The sequence below is a fragment of the Rhodococcus sp. 06-418-5 genome, from assembly GCF_002258285.1.
Lineage (GTDB): Bacteria > Actinomycetota > Actinomycetes > Mycobacteriales > Mycobacteriaceae > Rhodococcoides.
The window spans coordinates 186,261-202,670 of sequence record NZ_NOYE01000009.1; the positions used below are offsets into that span (position 1 = coordinate 186,261).

The following is a 16,410-nucleotide window of genomic DNA, read 5'->3' on the forward strand; positions in this document are numbered from 1 at the left end:
AACGGCAGTCTCTTCCCCATGCCGAACTCCACCAGCCCGAACATCAGCACCCCCGTCGAGCTCGTCGTCCTCGACATGGCCGGAACCACTGTCACCGACGACGGTCTGGTACTCGAATCGTTCGATGCCGCAGCCACCGCCGTCGGACTTGCCGACGCCGGTCCGGAACGTGACGACGCCCGCCGCTATGTGCTCGACACGATGGGTCGGTCCAAGATCGAGGTGTTCCGCGCACTGTTCGGAACAGAGGACCGCGCTCAGGCCGCCAACCGCGCTTTCGAGTCGGCCTACGACGCCCGCATCGACGACGGGGTCTCACCCGTACCCGGTGCGGCCCAGGCGATCACGAAGCTTCGCGAATCCGGAATCACCGTCGTCCTGACGACCGGATTCTCGGCACCCACCCAGAATCGCATCATCGACGCGCTCGGCTGGCGGGATCTGCCGGACGCATTCCTCGCACCCGGGAGTGCCGGTCGTGGCCGTCCGCACCCCGATCTCGTGCTCTCGGCCGCCCTGCTCGCCGAGGTGACCGACATTTCCGCGGTCGCCGTCGTCGGTGACACGTCGAGCGACATCCTGTCCGGTCGCCGAGCCGGCGCATCGCTGCTGGTCGGCGTCCTCACCGGAGCTCATTCCGAGACCCAGCTGCTCGAAGCGGGTGCCACCCACGTGCTCGACAGCGTCGCCGACCTTCCCCCCATCGTTCTGCCCTGAACAGCTCTGCCCTGAACAGCTCTGCCCTGAACATCCACCACACCCCGAACGGACATCACGCCATGACCACCATCTCTCGCCGTCGTGCCGGAACCGCCGCGGCCGTGCTCTCTGCCGCGGCTCTCGTCGCAGCCGGTTGTTCGAGCTCATCCGAGGGGGCGACCACCGAGCAGGGATTCCCCGAAACCATCACGCTCGCAGCCATTCCCGCCGAGAACTCCACTGACCTGAAAGCCAGCTACGACCCCGTCATCGAGCGGCTGGAGAACGAGACCGGAGCGAGCGTCGAGTTCATCCAGGCCTCGGACTACGCCGGCGTGGTCGAGGGCCTGATCGCAGGCAACGTCGACATCGCGTTCTTCGGCCCCTTCGCGTACGTCGTCGCAGGCATCAACGGTGCGGAGATGACACCGCTGGGTGCCGTCGTCCAGGACGAGGGAACTCCTCCCGGCTACCAGTCGTACGGAATCGCTCGTTCGGACAATGCCTCGGTGAACGGTCTCGCCGACTACGCAGGCAAGAAGGTCTGCTTCGTCGACCCGAGCTCCACCTCCGGATTCCTCTACCCGACAGCGGGACTCATCGAGGACAACGTCATTTCCTCCGGTTCCGAGGCCGACATCTCCGCCGCGATGACCCCGATCTACGCCGGCGGACACGATGCATCGGCGCTGGCCGTCAAGGCCGGAGACTGCGACGCCGGATTCGCGTTCGACACCATGGTCGACCGCACGATGATCGACAACGGTGAACTTGCACCCGGTGAGCTCAAGACCGTGTGGAAGTCCGAGATGATCGCCGGATCGCTCTTCGCAGCCAACAACGATCTCGGTGCCGACGCCATTGCCAAGCTCCAGGACGTCTTCAGCGAGGGCATGAACTCGGATGCCTTCGTGGCCGACGGCATCTGTGCCGAGGAATGCCGCATCACCGACGAGGACGCCTGGGGCGTCGTTCCCGCCCAGGACAGCGATTACGACGGCGTGCGCCACGTATGCGAGGTCACCGGCTCCGAGAAGTGCCAGGGCTGATGATGTCCGCACCGATGGACCGGGGCGACGTGGTGGTCAGTGTTCGCAACGTCACCAAGACATTCGGATCCACCACAGCGCTCGAGAACGTGAATCTCGATGTGCATCAGAGTGAGATGTTGGTTCTGCTCGGGCTTTCCGGCTCCGGGAAGTCGACGCTGTTGCGGTGCATCAACGGCTTGCAGCCCGTGACGTCGGGGAGCGTCACTGCACTCGACATCCGGGTCGATCTGGCGAACCGCCGCCGTGTGCGCGAGCTACGCCGAGATGTCGGCTTCGTCTTCCAGCACTTCAATCTCGTCGGTCGGTTGAGTTGCCTCGAGAACGTACTCGTGGGAGGCATCGGCCGACTGTCGATTCCGCGCTACGGCGCACTCACCTACCCGAAAGCGATGCGAGAGGAAGCCCGCGCGTGCCTCGACCGAGTCGGGTTGGCGGACTTCGCCGAACGGCGTGCCGACACGCTGTCGGGTGGACAGCAGCAACGGGTGGCGATCGCACGCACCCTGATGCAGCGTCCGCGGATCGTCCTCGCGGACGAACCCGTCGCCTCGCTCGACCCCGAGAACGCGGGCGTGGTGATGGATCTGTTGCAGCGAGTGTGCAGCGAGGAGAAACTGACCGTGGTGTGCACGTTGCATCAGGTCGATCTCGCCCTCGGCTGGGCCCATCGCCTCGTGGGTCTCCGAGACGGTCGGGTGGTGCTCGATCGCCCCGCCGCCGGTCTCCAGCGTGATGACATCATGCCGATCTATCAACGGATCGCGCCCGACCCCGGGAGCATGACCACGGTGGCACCGACATGACCGTCACCGTCGAACCGAGGCCCACGAACACTGCAGGGCAGAAGGATCCGCAGCGGCGTCGATGGCTGTTCCCGGCACTGGGTGTCGTCGCGCTCGTTCTCACCGTGCTCTCGGCGGGCTACATCGACTTCGCGCCGACGACCTTGATCGACGGTCTCGAGGATGTGGGCAACCTGCTCGAGCGGATGCTGCCGCCGCGTGTCGACGACACCGGAAGGATCGTCTCCCTCGCGCTCGACACCTTGCTCATGGCAGTGCTGGGCACCGTGCTCGCAGCGGTCGTCTCGGTACCGCTGGCGTTCCTCGCGGCACGGAACACCTCGCCCCACCCGGCCCTGTACGGCATCGCGCGCGCCGTCATCACCTTCTGCCGGGCGATGCCGGATCTGCTGTTCGCGGTGCTGTTCGTCCGGGCGTTGGGAATCGGTGTGCTGCCCGGCATCCTGGCTCTGGCACTACATTCCATCGGCATGCTCGGCAAACTGTTCGCCGACGCCATCGAAGAGACCGATGTCGGACCGCGAGAGGCGCTCCGTGCCGCTGGAGCCGGCTACTACCGGGAGATGATCAATGCTGTGGTCCCGCAGGTTGTTCCGGCGTGGATCGGCGCCTTCGTCTATCGAATCGACATCAACCTGCGCATGTCGGTCGTGCTCGGCTTCGTCGGGGCAGGCGGCATCGGTTTTGCCCTGCAGGACGCTCTCCGCGGACTGATCTACCCGCGTGCTCTCGGAATCGTGTTGGTGATCCTGGTGATCATCGCCGCAATGGAATTGGCAGCGATGACTCTGCGCCGCATGCTGCTGGTCCCGTCCGCGGCCGGCCCGCAGCGCGATCGACTGATGCGCCTCGGGGCGTTGGCTGTGCTCTTGTTCGCGATCGTGGCGTCGTTCGTGGTTCTCGAATTGGATCCGCGCTCGCTGCTGACCTGGATCGGGCCGTCGATCGAGGTGTTCGGTCGAATGGTCCCACCGGATTTCTCCGCTTTGGGATCGGACCTGTTCGACGCCGCTGTACAGACCGTCGCCATCGGAGTCGTGGCCACCGCAATCGGCATCGTGCTGTCGATTCCCGTCGGAGTTCTGGCTGCGCGCAACGCAACTCCGCATCCCGCGGTGTGCTGGGTTGCGCGATCCTGGATTCTGTTGGTTCGGGCTGTGCCCGAACTCATCCTCGCCGTCGTGTTCGTTGCAGCGCTCGGATTGGGTCCGGTGGCGGGAACCTGCGCACTGGCCATCGGATCCGTCGGATTTCTCGGCAAACTCGTTGCGGACGCGATCGAGGAGATCGATCCCGGTCCCCTCGAAGCGGTGGCGTCGGTGGGTGGCGGTTGGTGGAACAGGACATCGAGTGCCGTTGTTCCTCAGGCCATTCCATCGATGGTCGGTTCGAGCTTGTATCTGCTCGACGTGAACATTCGTACCTCGACCATTCTCGGGATCGTCGGTGCGGGCGGCATCGGCTTCCTGCTCTTCGAGTCGATTCGTACCCTGAACTTCGACGTCGCCGGTGCGATCGTTCTCGTCATCTTCGTCGTCGTGTACATCGTGGAAAGGATCTCCGGATGGATCAGATCACTGCTGGTCTGACGCCGGCCGCCGTCTGGACGGGGAGCGGGATCGAGACGTGGGACATCGAGATTCCCGCCCTCGAGTCGGGTGATCTGCTGGTGCGCGTCGATCTCGCCACGGTGTGCGGGAGCGATCTGCACACGGTGTCCGGTCGACGGCACGGAGCGTGCCCGTCGGTACTCGGGCACGAGGCCGTCGGTCGCGTCGTCGCCGCCGGTGATGCCACATCCCCAGCGGCGGTCGGGGATCGGATCGTGTGGTCGGTGACCGTGCCCTGCGGCCGATGCAGTCGATGCGTCCGCGGGTTCACGGCCAAGTGCTCGTCCGTGCGCAAGGTGGGTCACGAATCTGCCGAGAGTCCATGGGTTCTCAGCGGCTCCTACGCCCGACACATCGTGCTTCCTCGCGGTACCGCAGTGGCCCGGGTGCCCGACACCATGCCCGACGCCGTCGCCGCACCGGCAGCGTGTGCGACGGCCACGGTGATGGCGGCTCTCGACGCAGCGGGTGCTTTGGACGGCCGACGGGTACTGATCGTCGGGGCCGGAATGCTGGGGGTCACCGCCGCCGCAGCGGCATGCGAGCGAGAGGCATCGGTGACGGTCGTCGATCGAGACCCAGAGCGACAGAGACAATCTCGTGCATTCGGGGCCGGTGAGGACGACGGTGCACGAACAGATGTGGCGATCGACTTCTCCGGATCGTCGGAGGCCGTGCAGTCGGCGTTGGGGCGACTCGACGTCGGTGGGCGGCTCGTGCTTGCCGGATCCGTCGCGCCGGGTCCGCCGATCACCGTCGACCCGGAAGCAGTGGTCCGGAACTGGCTGACCATCACCGGCATCCACAACTACGAGCCGCGGCACCTCCATCAGGCCGTTGCCTTCCTACGCGACACCGGCGCGAAGTATCCGTGGGAATCCCTCGTCGAGGCACCGGTGCCGTTGGCCGAACTCGCGTCGGTGTTGCGGCCGACGCCGTCGGGAATTCTCCGATCCTCGGTCGCGCCGTAGGTTCTGGGTCTGTCCACCAGCTCTGTCGTGCCCACGTCGGCCGGGGCGTGTCGCCGACAGCGTCGCCCTCGACGTAGCGAGCGACGATCAGATCCGGCCGATGCGGGCCCGGTGTTCGGATTGCGTTTCGTTCGAGCGGGATACCCGGAGGTCATGCCCGAAGGTGACACAGTGTTCGTATTGGCCGCGAGGTTGCGTCGAGCATTGGACGGCGCATCGTTGCGGGCCGGAAGGCTGCAGGTGCCCGCGCATGCAGTCGAGAATCTGGCCGGGCGAACCGTCGTCGCACACCGGACCCACGGCAAACATCTGCTGACCGATTTCGACGACGACACGACGCTGCACACACATCTGCGGATGAGCGGATCGTGGACGGTGGTGCGGGCCGGTCGCTCGATTCCGCAGCGTGTCCGACCCGACGTGCGGGTGCGGCTCGCCGCGGTCGACGGGCCCACCGCCTACGGAATTCTGCTACCGGTCGTCGATTACGGATACACACCGGACATGAACGCGCTGATCGCACATCTGGGACCGGACCCACTGCACTCGACGTTCGACGCAGACCGAGCGGTTGCCAACATTGCCGCTCAGGGAACGCGGCCGATCATCACGACGCTGCTGGACCAGAGGGTGATCGCCGGGCCGGGAAATCTGTGGGCGAACGAGCTCTGCTTTCTGCGCGGGCTGTGGCCGTGGACTCCGTCGACCGCCGTCGACGCCCAGCGGTTGGTCGCGTTGCTCGAACGAGCAATGCGTCACTCGGCGACGGTCCCGGGTGCGATGCAGGTCACCACCGGGGACACCCGCCGGGGCCGCACGCATTGGGTCGCCGGTCGAGCCGGGAAGCCGTGCCTGCGGTGCGGAACATCGATTCGGGTGGTCGCAGAAGTGAACGGTGAACCGGACAGGCGTCGAACGTGGTGGTGTCCGAGCTGTCAACCGAAGCAATAGCGACGGGCGGTCGATCGCTGTTGTCTCAACGAGATAACCGCCCGCGGGTATCGCGTGTTGCCTGCCGATACCACTGACAGCCATTCCTCGCGAGCGGCGAATCGAAACCCCGTCGTCTCGTCAGAAGGTCGAGTCCGTCGGATGATCGGTCTCCACCAGATCACGGGCCACGAGGTGCAGAGGGAGGTTCTGTTGCTGTGACAGCTTGGCCAACAGCTCGAAGGCCTGCACCGCGTCGAGGTCGTAGCGTTCCATGATCATGCCCTTGGCCTGACCGATGATGTCTCGACTGGCCAGACCGGTTCGGAACTGCTCGTGGTCACGGGCGCTGAGCATCGCGATGGCAGCGTGGGCAGAAAGCGATTCACCGATGGTCACCGCGTCGGCGTGGAATGCGCCGGGTCGGTCGCTGTAGAGCACGAGCGCACCGAGGTCGTCGGCGTTGCTGTAGAGCTGGAACGCAGCAAGTGATTTGAAACCCTCTTCGACGGCGGTGGCGGCGAATCGAGGCCACCGATCCTCGTCGGTCAGATCGGCGGCGACGACGACGTCGAAGTGATGAACCTCGGTGGAAATGGGTCCTTCGCCGAGCTCGTACTGCAGGCGACACAGCTTCTCCGCGACCGGATCGGTGGACGCGACCACCGTCCGCTCGCCCTTTTTCACCGTGGTGATGCATCCGGTGACTGCACCCGGGATCATCGTGATGGCAGTACGCAGAATCGCATCGAGTGTCTGCGGCATCGAGCGCCGAGTCTCACGCAAGGATCGGGCGAATTCGGCCAAGCTCGAGGCGTCCGCCGATGCGGCTGTGTTGCCTTCGATAGAAGAGTGCGGCATGCACACAGTCCTCTCGCATGGGACCCCTGCCGACTTCGTCGCAGAGATCGGAGATCATGCGCCTTCTGCTGGACGCTCGATTCGGCCGACGGTGTCGGCTCCGTGCACTTTATACGCTGCCTTCGGGACGGTTGTACGTAGAACCGTCGAGCGTCGGCGGCGGCACCCGAAAACGCAGCGAAGGCCGCCGATCCGCAGATCGACGGCCCTCGCGGGTGCGACTTACTTGAAGGTGTCCTTGATGTTCTCGCCGACCTTCTTCACGCCTGCCGAACCCTGATCCTTCTTGCCCTCGGCCTCGAGGTCCTTGTTGTTGGTGGCGTCGCCCACAACTTCCTTGGCCTTGCCGATGGCGTCTTCTGCTGCGTTCTTGGCCTTGTCGATGAAGCTCATGTGAGTCCCTTTCTCGTTTCGTGCGGTGTCAGTAGTTGGTCGATGCTCGAACCGGAAAGCGCACGCCGAACCTATGAGATCTGGGTCACATCGGACGCCGCGCTCGGTCGACGTTTCGAGGAGCGGCACGGCGGATACATTCGAGCGATGATGGTCGGCAAGGTGGACAGCTTTCAGCGCAGGCACCCGTCAGCGGGTTTCCCGCTCGCAGTTCTGTACAAGTTCCTCGACGATCGAGGTGGATATCTCGCGGCTCTCATCGCGTACTACTCGTTTCTCTCGTTGTTCCCGTTGCTGCTGCTCTTCACCACCGTGTTGGGAATCGTGCTGGCCGGCGACCCCGAATTGCAGAGTCGAATCATCGATTCCGCGATGAGCCAGATCCCGGTCATCGGTGACCAACTCGGTCAGCCGGACCGCCTCAGCGGCGGAACGACCGCCATCGTCATCGGCGTGGTGGGGTCGTTGTACGGCGGGCTCGGAGTGTCACTTGCCGCGCAGTACGCGATGAACACCGCGTGGTCCGTCCCGCGAAACGAACAACCGGATCCGATCAAGGGACGCCTGCGAGGGCTGTTGCTGCTGAGCACCGTCGGCACGGCGATCATCGGACTGACCGTTCTCAACGGAGTCGCGTCCTCGGGTGTGTTCGGTTTTGCCGGCGGTGCGTTGGCGCTCGTCGGGGCCGTGGTCGTCAACGTCGTGGTCTTCACCGCCGCATTCCGTATCGGCACCGCCCGAGCCCTGACCGTGCGTGAGGTGCTGCCCGGCGCTGCGATCGCCGCGGTGATCTGGCAGGCACTGCAATCGTTCGGCGGGATCTACATTCGCTATGTCGTCGGCAACGCCAGCGCCAGCAACGGAATCTTTGCAATCGTCCTCGGCCTGCTCGGCTTTCTCTACGTCTCGTCGGTGCTCATCGTGCTGTGTATCGAAATCAATGCCGTGCGGGTCGACCACCTGCACCCACGGGCGCTGTTGACGCCGTTCACCGACAACGTCGAACTCACCGAGGGTGACAAGAACTCCTACACCGGACAGGCAGAAGCGCAGCGCAACAAAGGATTCCAGGACATCACCGTCACCTACGACGAGCCGGATTCGGTGACGGGGGAAGACGCGCCGACCAAGTGACCCGTGTGTCCACTGTTTCTGCTCGCGAGCGGTTCCCCTGTTCGGATGCGAATCGTGGTCACTCCAGGCGGCTCGGAATTTCTGACATGCATGGGAAAAATAATGCGTCGGTGCTAAAGTTGGGTTCATGCCATCGCCCAAGGCGGACCGTCCCGAACCCACATTCATTCAGAACGCCCGTCGCGAACAGCTGATCCACTGCGCTGTCGATGTCATCGCGGAAGCGGGGGCGGAGAAGGCGTCGTTCGTCCGCATCGCCGAGCGCGCCGGAATCAGTCGCGGCGTCATCTCCTACCATTTCGGCACCCGCGAGGAACTCCTCGATGGCGTCGTCCAGCTCGTCTACGCACTCGGTGAACAGGAGGTCGGACCTCTCGTTCGTGCGGCAGGTTCGAGTCGAGAAGCGTTGCTGGAGTTCATCGGCGGCAGCGTCGTGTTCTACGCTGCCTACCCTCGGCACATGAAGGCACTGTCGGCAATCTTCGCCACAGCTCCCGCTCGCGGTGAACGATCCGAGCACGGAGCCGAGATGCTCGAAGTTCACGGCCTTCTCGAGTCGGGGCAGCAGACTGGTGAGTTCCGGTCCTTCGACACTCGGATCATGGCCATGACGATTCGCGCTGCTCTCGACGCGGCCGTGTGGCAAGTAGGAGCTGGCGACGATGCGGTGAAGCTGGCCGACGAGCTGCGTCGAACATTCGATGCCGCAACACGATCGGACGGCCGATGAGGAAGTTGCCGGTCGCCCTCGCTACCGTGCTCCTGGTACTCGCCGGGTGCGCATCTACCTCGGATCCATCCGACAGCGCAAGCCTCGACGTCGCCACGACCACAGCTACCGTGCACGGGTTTGCTGCGCAGAACACGCGGCAATTTCTCGGCATCAGGTACGCGGAGCCTCCGGTCGGTGATCTGAGATGGTCACCTCCACAACCGCTTCCGGCATCCGACGACGATGCCGACGCCACTGCGCCGGGTTCGCAGTGTCCGCAGAGCTCGGCCGAGTCCGGTGGAACACCGACGACGGACGAAGATTGCCTCTTCCTCAATGTGACGACGCCGCTGGTGACGTCGAACGAGCCACTGCCGGTCATGGTGTGGTGGCACGGCGGCGGTTTCACGTCTGGAGCGGGCTCCGGATACGAAGCTCAGCGGATCGCTTCGGAGGGCAACGTCATCGTGGTGACGGTGAACTACCGACTGGGCATGCTGGGTTACCTGGGGCTCCCCGGCCTGGACGGGGGCGGCAACTTCGGATTCGCCGATCAGATTCAGTCCCTGCGGTGGGTGAACGACAATGCCGCAGCATTCGGGGGAGACCCCGACAACGTCACCGTGTTCGGGGAGTCCGCAGGCGGTATGGCGGCGTGTGCTGCGCTGACATCGCCTGCCGCGCAGGGGTTGGTGGACAAGGTGGCCATCATGTCGGGGTCGTGTGCGTTGAACTTTCCGACCGACTCGATCTACCCGGGCGTGCCCGAACAACGACCTTACGTTGCGCTGGCCGACAACGAGGCCACCGGAGCCGAAGTGGCGCAGCAACTGGGATGCTCGGGCTCGGGCGCGATCGAATGTTTGCGTGCGCTGCCCGTCGATGCTCTCGTAGCGCAGGGACAGAATTTCTCCAATCAACTCGCCTACGGTACCGAGCTGCTACCCGCCGATCCGGCGCGTGCTGTCGAAGCCGGTGCAGCCCTGAACGTTCCGGTGTTCTCCGGTGGCAACCGGGCCGAACAGAATTCGTTCGTCGGTGGGGCGCTGTTGGCGGATCCGACTTCGGTGACAGCCGATTCGTATCCCGCACTCCTCGCCGATGCATTCGGACCCGAGGCCGCCGGCGTCGCCGATCTGTATCCGCTGCAGAACTTTTCGTCTGCGGCGCTGGCATGGGCGTCGGCGACCACCGATGCCGGTTGGTCGTGCCCGACGTACCGAAACAACCGGGCTCTGGCAGTGAATGCGCCGGTGTATTCGTACGAGTTCGCCGATACCGGGACCGCTGACGTCAGTGGCGTCGGTGCGTCCGGCGTGCCACAGGATGCCGCACATGCGACGGATATGCCGTACTTCTTCGACATTGCGGGACACGATCTGCTGAAGACTCCGGCGCAGCACGATCTCGCCCGATCGATGATCGCGTACCTCACCTCGTTCGCCCACACCGGAACACCCAGTGCAGACAATGCACCGCCGTGGCCTCGTACCACCGCAGACGTCAGCCCCGTTCTGCAGTTCGTCTCCGACGACATCTCGGTGATCGACGCCGATGCCGAGCATCACTGTGACTTCTGGAATTCGCTCGCGCGCTGACAGATGGGTTCGGTCGACGGGCAAACGCGCGCGCGTTTGCCCGTCGACCGAACCCATCTGTCAGCGCGCGAGCGAATTCCAGAAGTCACAGTGATGCTCGGCATCGGCGTCGATCACCGAGATGTCGTCGGAGACGAACTGCAGAACGGGGCTGACGTCTGCGGTGGTACGAGGCCACGGCGGTGCATTGTCTGCACTGGGTGTTCCGGTGTGGGCGAACGAGGTGAGGTACGCGATCATCGATCGGGCGAGATCGTGCTGCGCCGGAGTCTTCAGCAGATCGTGTCCCGCAATGTCGAAGAAGTACGGCATATCCGTCGCATGTGCGGCATCCTGTGGCACGCCGGACGCACCGACGCCACTGACGTCAGCGGTCCCGGTATCGGCGAACTCGTACGAATACACCGGCGCATTCACTGCCAGAGCCCGGTTGTTTCGGTACGTCGGGCACGACCAACCGGCATCGGTGGTCGCCGACGCCCATGCCAGCGCCGCAGACGAAAAGTTCTGCAGCGGATACAGATCGGCGACGCCGGCGGCCTCGGGTCCGAATGCATCGGCGAGGAGTGCGGGATACGAATCGGCTGTCACCGAAGTCGGATCCGCCAACAGCGCCCCACCGACGAACGAATTCTGTTCGGCCCGGTTGCCACCGGAGAACACCGGAACGTTCAGGGCTGCACCGGCTTCGACAGCACGCGCCGGATCGGCGGGTAGCAGCTCGGTACCGTAGGCGAGTTGATTGGAGAAATTCTGTCCCTGCGCTACGAGAGCATCGACGGGCAGCGCACGCAAACATTCGATCGCGCCCGAGCCCGAGCATCCCAGTTGCTGCGCCACTTCGGCTCCGGTGGCCTCGTTGTCGGCCAGCGCAACGTAAGGTCGTTGTTCGGGCACGCCCGGGTAGATCGAGTCGGTCGGAAAGTTCAACGCACACGACCCCGACATGATGGCCACCTTGTCCACCAACCCCTGCGCGGCAGGCGATGTCAGCGCAGCACACGCCGCCATACCGCCTGCGGACTCCCCGAACACGGTGACGTTGTCGGGGTCTCCCCCGAATGCTGCGGCATTGTCGTTCACCCACCGCAGGGACTGAATCTGATCGGCGAATCCGAAGTTGCCGCCCCCGTCCAGGCCGGGGAGCCCCAGGTAACCCAGCATGCCCAGTCGGTAGTTCACCGTCACCACGATGACGTTGCCCTCCGAAGCGATCCGCTGAGCTTCGTATCCGGAGCCCGCTCCAGACGTGAAACCGCCGCCGTGCCACCACACCATGACCGGCAGTGGCTCGTTCGACGTCACCAGCGGCGTCGTCACATTGAGGAAGAGGCAATCTTCGTCCGTCGTCGGTGTTCCACCGGACTCGGCCGAGCTCTGCGGACACTGCGAACCCGGCGCAGTGGCGTCGGCATCGTCGTCGGATGCCGGAAGCGGTTGTGGAGGTGACCATCTCAGATCACCGACCGGAGGCTCCGCGTACCTGATGCCGAGAAATTGCCGCGTGTTCTGCGCAGCAAACCCGTGCACGGTAGCTGTGGTCGTGGCGACGTCGAGGCTTGCGCTGTCGGATGGATCCGAGGTAGATGCGCACCCGGCGAGTACCAGGAGCACGGTAGCGAGGGCGACCGGCAACTTCCTCATCGGCCGTCCGATCGTGTTGCGGCATCGAATGTTCGACGCAGCTCGTCGGCCAGCTTCACCGCATCGTCGCCAGCTCCTACTTGCCACACGGCCGCGTCGAGAGCAGCGCGAATCGTCATGGCCATGATCCGAGTGTCGAAGGACCGGAACTCACCAGTCTGCTGCCCCGACTCGAGAAGGCCGTGAACTTCGAGCATCTCGGCTCCGTGCTCGGATCGTTCACCGCGAGCGGGAGCTGTGGCGAAGATTGCCGACAGTGCCTTCATGTGCCGAGGGTAGGCAGCGTAGAACACGACGCTGCCGCCGATGAACTCCAGCAACGCTTCTCGACTCGAACCTGCCGCACGAACGAGAGGTCCGACCTCCTGTTCACCGAGTGCGTAGACGAGCTGGACGACGCCATCGAGGAGTTCCTCGCGGGTGCCGAAATGGTAGGAGATGACGCCGCGACTGATTCCGGCGCGCTCGGCGATGCGGACGAACGACGCCTTCTCCGCCCCCGCTTCCGCGATGACATCGACAGCGCAGTGGATCAGCTGTTCGCGACGGGCGTTCTGAATGAATGTGGGTTCGGGACGGTCCGCCTTGGGCGATGGCATGAACCCAACTTTAGCACCGACGCATTATTTTTCCCATGCATGTCAGAAATTCCGAGCCGCCTGGAGTGACCACGATTCGCATCCGAACAGGGGAACCGCTCGCGAGCAGAAACAGTGGACACACGGGTCACTTGGTCGGCGCGTCTTCCCCCGTCACCGAATCCGGCTCGTCGTAGGTGACGGTGATGTCCTGGAATCCTTTGTTGCGCTGCGCTTCTGCCTGTCCGGTGTAGGAGTTCTTGTCACCCTCGGTGAGTTCGACGTTGTCGGTGAACGGCGTCAACAGCGCCCGTGGGTGCAGGTGGTCGACCCGCACGGCATTGATTTCGATACACAGCACGATGAGCACCGACGAGACGTAGAGAAAGCCGAGCAGGCCGAGGACGATTGCAAAGATTCCGTTGCTGGCGCTGGCGTTGCCGACGACATAGCGAATGTAGATCCCGCCGAACGATTGCAGTGCCTGCCAGATCACCGCGGCGATCGCAGCGCCGGGCAGCACCTCACGCACGGTCAGGGCTCGGGCGGTGCCGATACGGAATGCGGCGGTGAAGACCACGACGTTGACGACCACGGCCCCGACGAGCGCCAACGCACCGCCGGCAAAACCGAACACACCCGAGGACGCGACTCCGTTGAGAACGGTCAGTCCGATGATCGCCGTGCCGACGGTGCTCAGCAGCAACAGCCCTCGCAGGCGTCCCTTGATCGGATCCGGTTGTTCGTTTCGCGGGACGGACCACGCGGTGTTCATCGCGTACTGCGCGGCAAGTGACACTCCGAGCCCGCCGTACAACGACCCCACCACGCCGATGACGATGGCGGTCGTTCCGCCGCTGAGGCGGTCCGGCTGACCGAGTTGGTCACCGATGACCGGGATCTGGCTCATCGCGGAATCGATGATTCGACTCTGCAATTCGGGGTCGCCGGCCAGCACGATTCCCAACACGGTGGTGAAGAGCAGCAGCAACGGGAACAACGAGAGAAACGAGTAGTACGCGATGAGAGCCGCGAGATATCCACCTCGATCGTCGAGGAACTTGTACAGAACTGCGAGCGGGAAACCCGCTGACGGGTGCCTGCGCTGAAAGCTGTCCACCTTGCCGACCATCATCGCTCGAATGTATCCGCCGTGCCGCTCCTCGAAACGTCGACCGAGCGCGGCGTCCGATGTGACCCAGATCTCATAGGTTCGGCGTGCGCTTTCCGGTTCGAGCATCGACCAACTACTGACACCGCACGAAACGAGAAAGGGACTCACATGAGCTTCATCGACAAGGCCAAGAACGCAGCAGAAGACGCCATCGGCAAGGCCAAGGAAGTTGTGGGCGACGCCACCAACAACAAGGACCTCGAGGCCGAGGGCAAGAAGGATCAGGGTTCGGCAGGCGTGAAGAAGGTCGGCGAGAACATCAAGGACACCTTCAAGTAAGTCGCACCCGCGAGGGCCGTCGATCTGCGGATCGGCGGCCTTCGCTGCGTTTTCGGGTGCCGCCGCCGACGCTCGACGGTTCTACGTACAACCGTCCCGAAGGCAGCGTATAAAGTGCACGGAGCCGACACCGTCGGCCGAATCGAGCGTCCAGCAGAAGGCGCATGATCTCCGATCTCTGCGACGAAGTCGGCAGGGGTCCCATGCGAGAGGACTGTGTGCATGCCGCACTCTTCTATCGAAGGCAACACAGCCGCATCGGCGGACGCCTCGAGCTTGGCCGAATTCGCCCGATCCTTGCGTGAGACTCGGCGCTCGATGCCGCAGACACTCGATGCGATTCTGCGTACTGCCATCACGATGATCCCGGGTGCAGTCACCGGATGCATCACCACGGTGAAAAAGGGCGAGCGGACGGTGGTCGCGTCCACCGATCCGGTCGCGGAGAAGCTGTGTCGCCTGCAGTACGAGCTCGGCGAAGGACCCATTTCCACCGAGGTTCATCACTTCGACGTCGTCGTCGCCGCCGATCTGACCGACGAGGATCGGTGGCCTCGATTCGCCGCCACCGCCGTCGAAGAGGGTTTCAAATCACTTGCTGCGTTCCAGCTCTACAGCAACGCCGACGACCTCGGTGCGCTCGTGCTCTACAGCGACCGACCCGGCGCATTCCACGCCGACGCGGTGACCATCGGTGAATCGCTTTCTGCCCACGCTGCCATCGCGATGCTCAGCGCCCGTGACCACGAGCAGTTCCGAACCGGTCTGGCCAGTCGAGACATCATCGGTCAGGCCAAGGGCATGATCATGGAACGCTACGACCTCGACGCGGTGCAGGCCTTCGAGCTGTTGGCCAAGCTGTCACAGCAACAGAACCTCCCTCTGCACCTCGTGGCCCGTGATCTGGTGGAGACCGATCATCCGACGGACTCGACCTTCTGACGAGACGACGGGGTTTCGATTCGCCGCTCGCGAGGAATGGCTGTCAGTGGTATCGGCAGGCAACACGCGATACCCGCGGGCGGTTATCTCGTTGAGACAACAGCGATCGACCGCCCGTCGCTATTGCTTCGGTTGACAGCTCGGACACCACCACGTTCGACGCCTGTCCGGTTCACCGTTCACTTCTGCGACCACCCGAATCGATGTTCCGCACCGCAGGCACGGCTTCCCGGCTCGACCGGCGACCCAATGCGTGCGGCCCCGGCGGGTGTCCCCGGTGGTGACCTGCATCGCACCCGGGACCGTCGCCGAGTGACGCATTGCTCGTTCGAGCAACGCGACCAACCGCTGGGCGTCGACGGCGGTCGACGGAGTCCACGGCCACAGCCCGCGCAGAAAGCAGAGCTCGTTCGCCCACAGATTTCCCGGCCCGGCGATCACCCTCTGGTCCAGCAGCGTCGTGATGATCGGCCGCGTTCCCTGAGCGGCAATGTTGGCAACCGCTCGGTCTGCGTCGAACGTCGAGTGCAGTGGGTCCGGTCCCAGATGTGCGATCAGCGCGTTCATGTCCGGTGTGTATCCGTAATCGACGACCGGTAGCAGAATTCCGTAGGCGGTGGGCCCGTCGACCGCGGCGAGCCGCACCCGCACGTCGGGTCGGACACGCTGCGGAATCGAGCGACCGGCCCGCACCACCGTCCACGATCCGCTCATCCGCAGATGTGTGTGCAGCGTCGTGTCGTCGTCGAAATCGGTCAGCAGATGTTTGCCGTGGGTCCGGTGTGCGACGACGGTTCGCCCGGCCAGATTCTCGACTGCATGCGCGGGCACCTGCAGCCTTCCGGCCCGCAACGATGCGCCGTCCAATGCTCGACGCAACCTCGCGGCCAATACGAACACTGTGTCACCTTCGGGCATGACCTCCGGGTATCCCGCTCGAACGAAACGCAATCCGAACACCGGGCCCGCATCGGCCGGATCTGATCGTCGCTCGCTACGTCGAGGGCGACGCTGTCGGCGACACGCCCCG

The 16,410-nt window shown here is 64.2% G+C and carries 17 protein-coding genes; 11 read left to right on the forward strand and 6 right to left on the reverse strand.

The window, feature by feature from the left end; all coding sequences use genetic code 11:
• The first annotated feature begins 18 nt into the window (after positions 1-18).
• From CH274_RS04750 to CH274_RS04775, 6 genes are all read left to right on the forward strand, one after another.
• On the forward strand, positions 19-717 hold the full coding sequence (locus tag CH274_RS04750; RefSeq protein ID WP_094656925.1) for a phosphonatase-like hydrolase: 699 nt from the start codon (positions 19-21) through the stop codon (positions 715-717).
• A 62-nt stretch (positions 718-779) separates the two neighbouring features.
• On the forward strand, positions 780-1,748 hold the full coding sequence (locus CH274_RS04755) for a phosphate/phosphite/phosphonate ABC transporter substrate-binding protein (protein WP_094656926.1): 969 nt from the start codon (positions 780-782) through the stop codon (positions 1,746-1,748).
• Positions 1,748-2,554, forward strand: coding sequence for a phosphonate ABC transporter ATP-binding protein (phnC, locus tag CH274_RS04760; protein ID WP_176459126.1), 807 nt, complete (start codon positions 1,748-1,750; stop codon positions 2,552-2,554). Before CH274_RS04755 ends, phnC begins: the two co-directional genes overlap by 1 nt.
• Entirely contained in the window at positions 2,551-4,143 is a 1,593-nt protein-coding gene (phnE, locus tag CH274_RS04765; protein WP_094656927.1) for a phosphonate ABC transporter, permease protein PhnE, read from the forward strand. Before phnC ends, phnE begins: the two co-directional genes overlap by 4 nt.
• Positions 4,119-5,135, forward strand: a complete 1,017-nt coding sequence (locus tag CH274_RS04770; RefSeq protein ID WP_094656928.1) for a zinc-binding dehydrogenase — start codon at positions 4,119-4,121, stop codon at positions 5,133-5,135. Before phnE ends, CH274_RS04770 begins: the two co-directional genes overlap by 25 nt.
• 153 nt (positions 5,136-5,288) lie before the next feature.
• Entirely contained in the window at positions 5,289-6,086 is a 798-nt protein-coding gene (locus CH274_RS04775; protein ID WP_094656950.1) for a DNA-formamidopyrimidine glycosylase family protein, read from the forward strand.
• Positions 6,087-6,206: 120 nt separating this feature from the next.
• Here the strand turns inward: CH274_RS04775 and CH274_RS04780 are convergent, their stop codons facing one another.
• The gene (locus CH274_RS04780; protein ID WP_094656929.1) at positions 6,207-6,926 is read right to left on the reverse strand and encodes a GAF and ANTAR domain-containing protein; all 720 of its coding nucleotides are present in this window, start codon (positions 6,924-6,926) and stop codon (positions 6,207-6,209) included.
• A 222-nt stretch (positions 6,927-7,148) separates the two neighbouring features.
• The gene (locus CH274_RS04785) at positions 7,149-7,319 is read right to left on the reverse strand and encodes a CsbD family protein (RefSeq protein ID WP_027495724.1); all 171 of its coding nucleotides are present in this window, start codon (positions 7,317-7,319) and stop codon (positions 7,149-7,151) included.
• Positions 7,320-7,469: 150 nt separating this feature from the next.
• Between CH274_RS04785 and CH274_RS04790 the strand changes: the two genes are divergently transcribed.
• From CH274_RS04790 to CH274_RS04800, 3 genes are all read left to right on the forward strand, one after another.
• Entirely contained in the window at positions 7,470-8,453 is a 984-nt protein-coding gene (locus CH274_RS04790; RefSeq protein ID WP_094630639.1) for a YihY/virulence factor BrkB family protein, read from the forward strand.
• 127 nt (positions 8,454-8,580) lie between these two features.
• Entirely contained in the window at positions 8,581-9,183 is a 603-nt protein-coding gene (locus CH274_RS04795) for a TetR/AcrR family transcriptional regulator (RefSeq protein ID WP_094656930.1), read from the forward strand.
• A complete protein-coding gene (locus CH274_RS04800) occupies positions 9,180-10,763 on the forward strand; it encodes a carboxylesterase/lipase family protein (RefSeq protein WP_094656931.1) in 1,584 nt (527 codons plus the stop codon). The genes CH274_RS04795 and CH274_RS04800 overlap by 4 nt, the downstream gene beginning before the upstream one ends.
• A 60-nt stretch (positions 10,764-10,823) precedes the next feature.
• On the opposite strand, the gene CH274_RS04805 is transcribed toward CH274_RS04800, so the two are convergent.
• From CH274_RS04805 to CH274_RS04815, 3 genes are all read right to left on the reverse strand, one after another.
• The gene (locus tag CH274_RS04805; RefSeq protein ID WP_094656931.1) at positions 10,824-12,407 is read right to left on the reverse strand and encodes a carboxylesterase/lipase family protein; all 1,584 of its coding nucleotides are present in this window, start codon (positions 12,405-12,407) and stop codon (positions 10,824-10,826) included.
• On the reverse strand, positions 12,404-13,006 hold the full coding sequence (locus tag CH274_RS04810) for a TetR/AcrR family transcriptional regulator (protein ID WP_094656930.1): 603 nt from the start codon (positions 13,004-13,006) through the stop codon (positions 12,404-12,406). Before CH274_RS04810 ends, CH274_RS04805 begins: the two co-directional genes overlap by 4 nt.
• Before the next feature lie 127 nt (positions 13,007-13,133).
• The gene (locus CH274_RS04815) at positions 13,134-14,117 is read right to left on the reverse strand and encodes a YihY/virulence factor BrkB family protein (RefSeq protein ID WP_094630639.1); all 984 of its coding nucleotides are present in this window, start codon (positions 14,115-14,117) and stop codon (positions 13,134-13,136) included.
• Positions 14,118-14,267: 150 nt separating this feature from the next.
• Between CH274_RS04815 and CH274_RS04820 the strand changes: the two genes are divergently transcribed.
• Entirely contained in the window at positions 14,268-14,438 is a 171-nt protein-coding gene (locus CH274_RS04820; protein WP_027495724.1) for a CsbD family protein, read from the forward strand.
• Positions 14,439-14,660: 222 nt separating this feature from the next.
• On the forward strand, positions 14,661-15,380 hold the full coding sequence (locus CH274_RS04825; RefSeq protein ID WP_094656929.1) for a GAF and ANTAR domain-containing protein: 720 nt from the start codon (positions 14,661-14,663) through the stop codon (positions 15,378-15,380).
• Between the two features lie 120 nt (positions 15,381-15,500).
• On the opposite strand, the gene CH274_RS04830 is transcribed toward CH274_RS04825, so the two are convergent.
• Positions 15,501-16,298 carry a DNA-formamidopyrimidine glycosylase family protein gene (locus CH274_RS04830; RefSeq protein WP_094656950.1) on the reverse strand — a complete coding sequence of 266 codons (798 nt, stop codon included), beginning with the start codon at positions 16,296-16,298 and terminating at the stop codon, positions 15,501-15,503.
• Between the last annotated feature and the right edge of the window lie 112 nt (positions 16,299-16,410).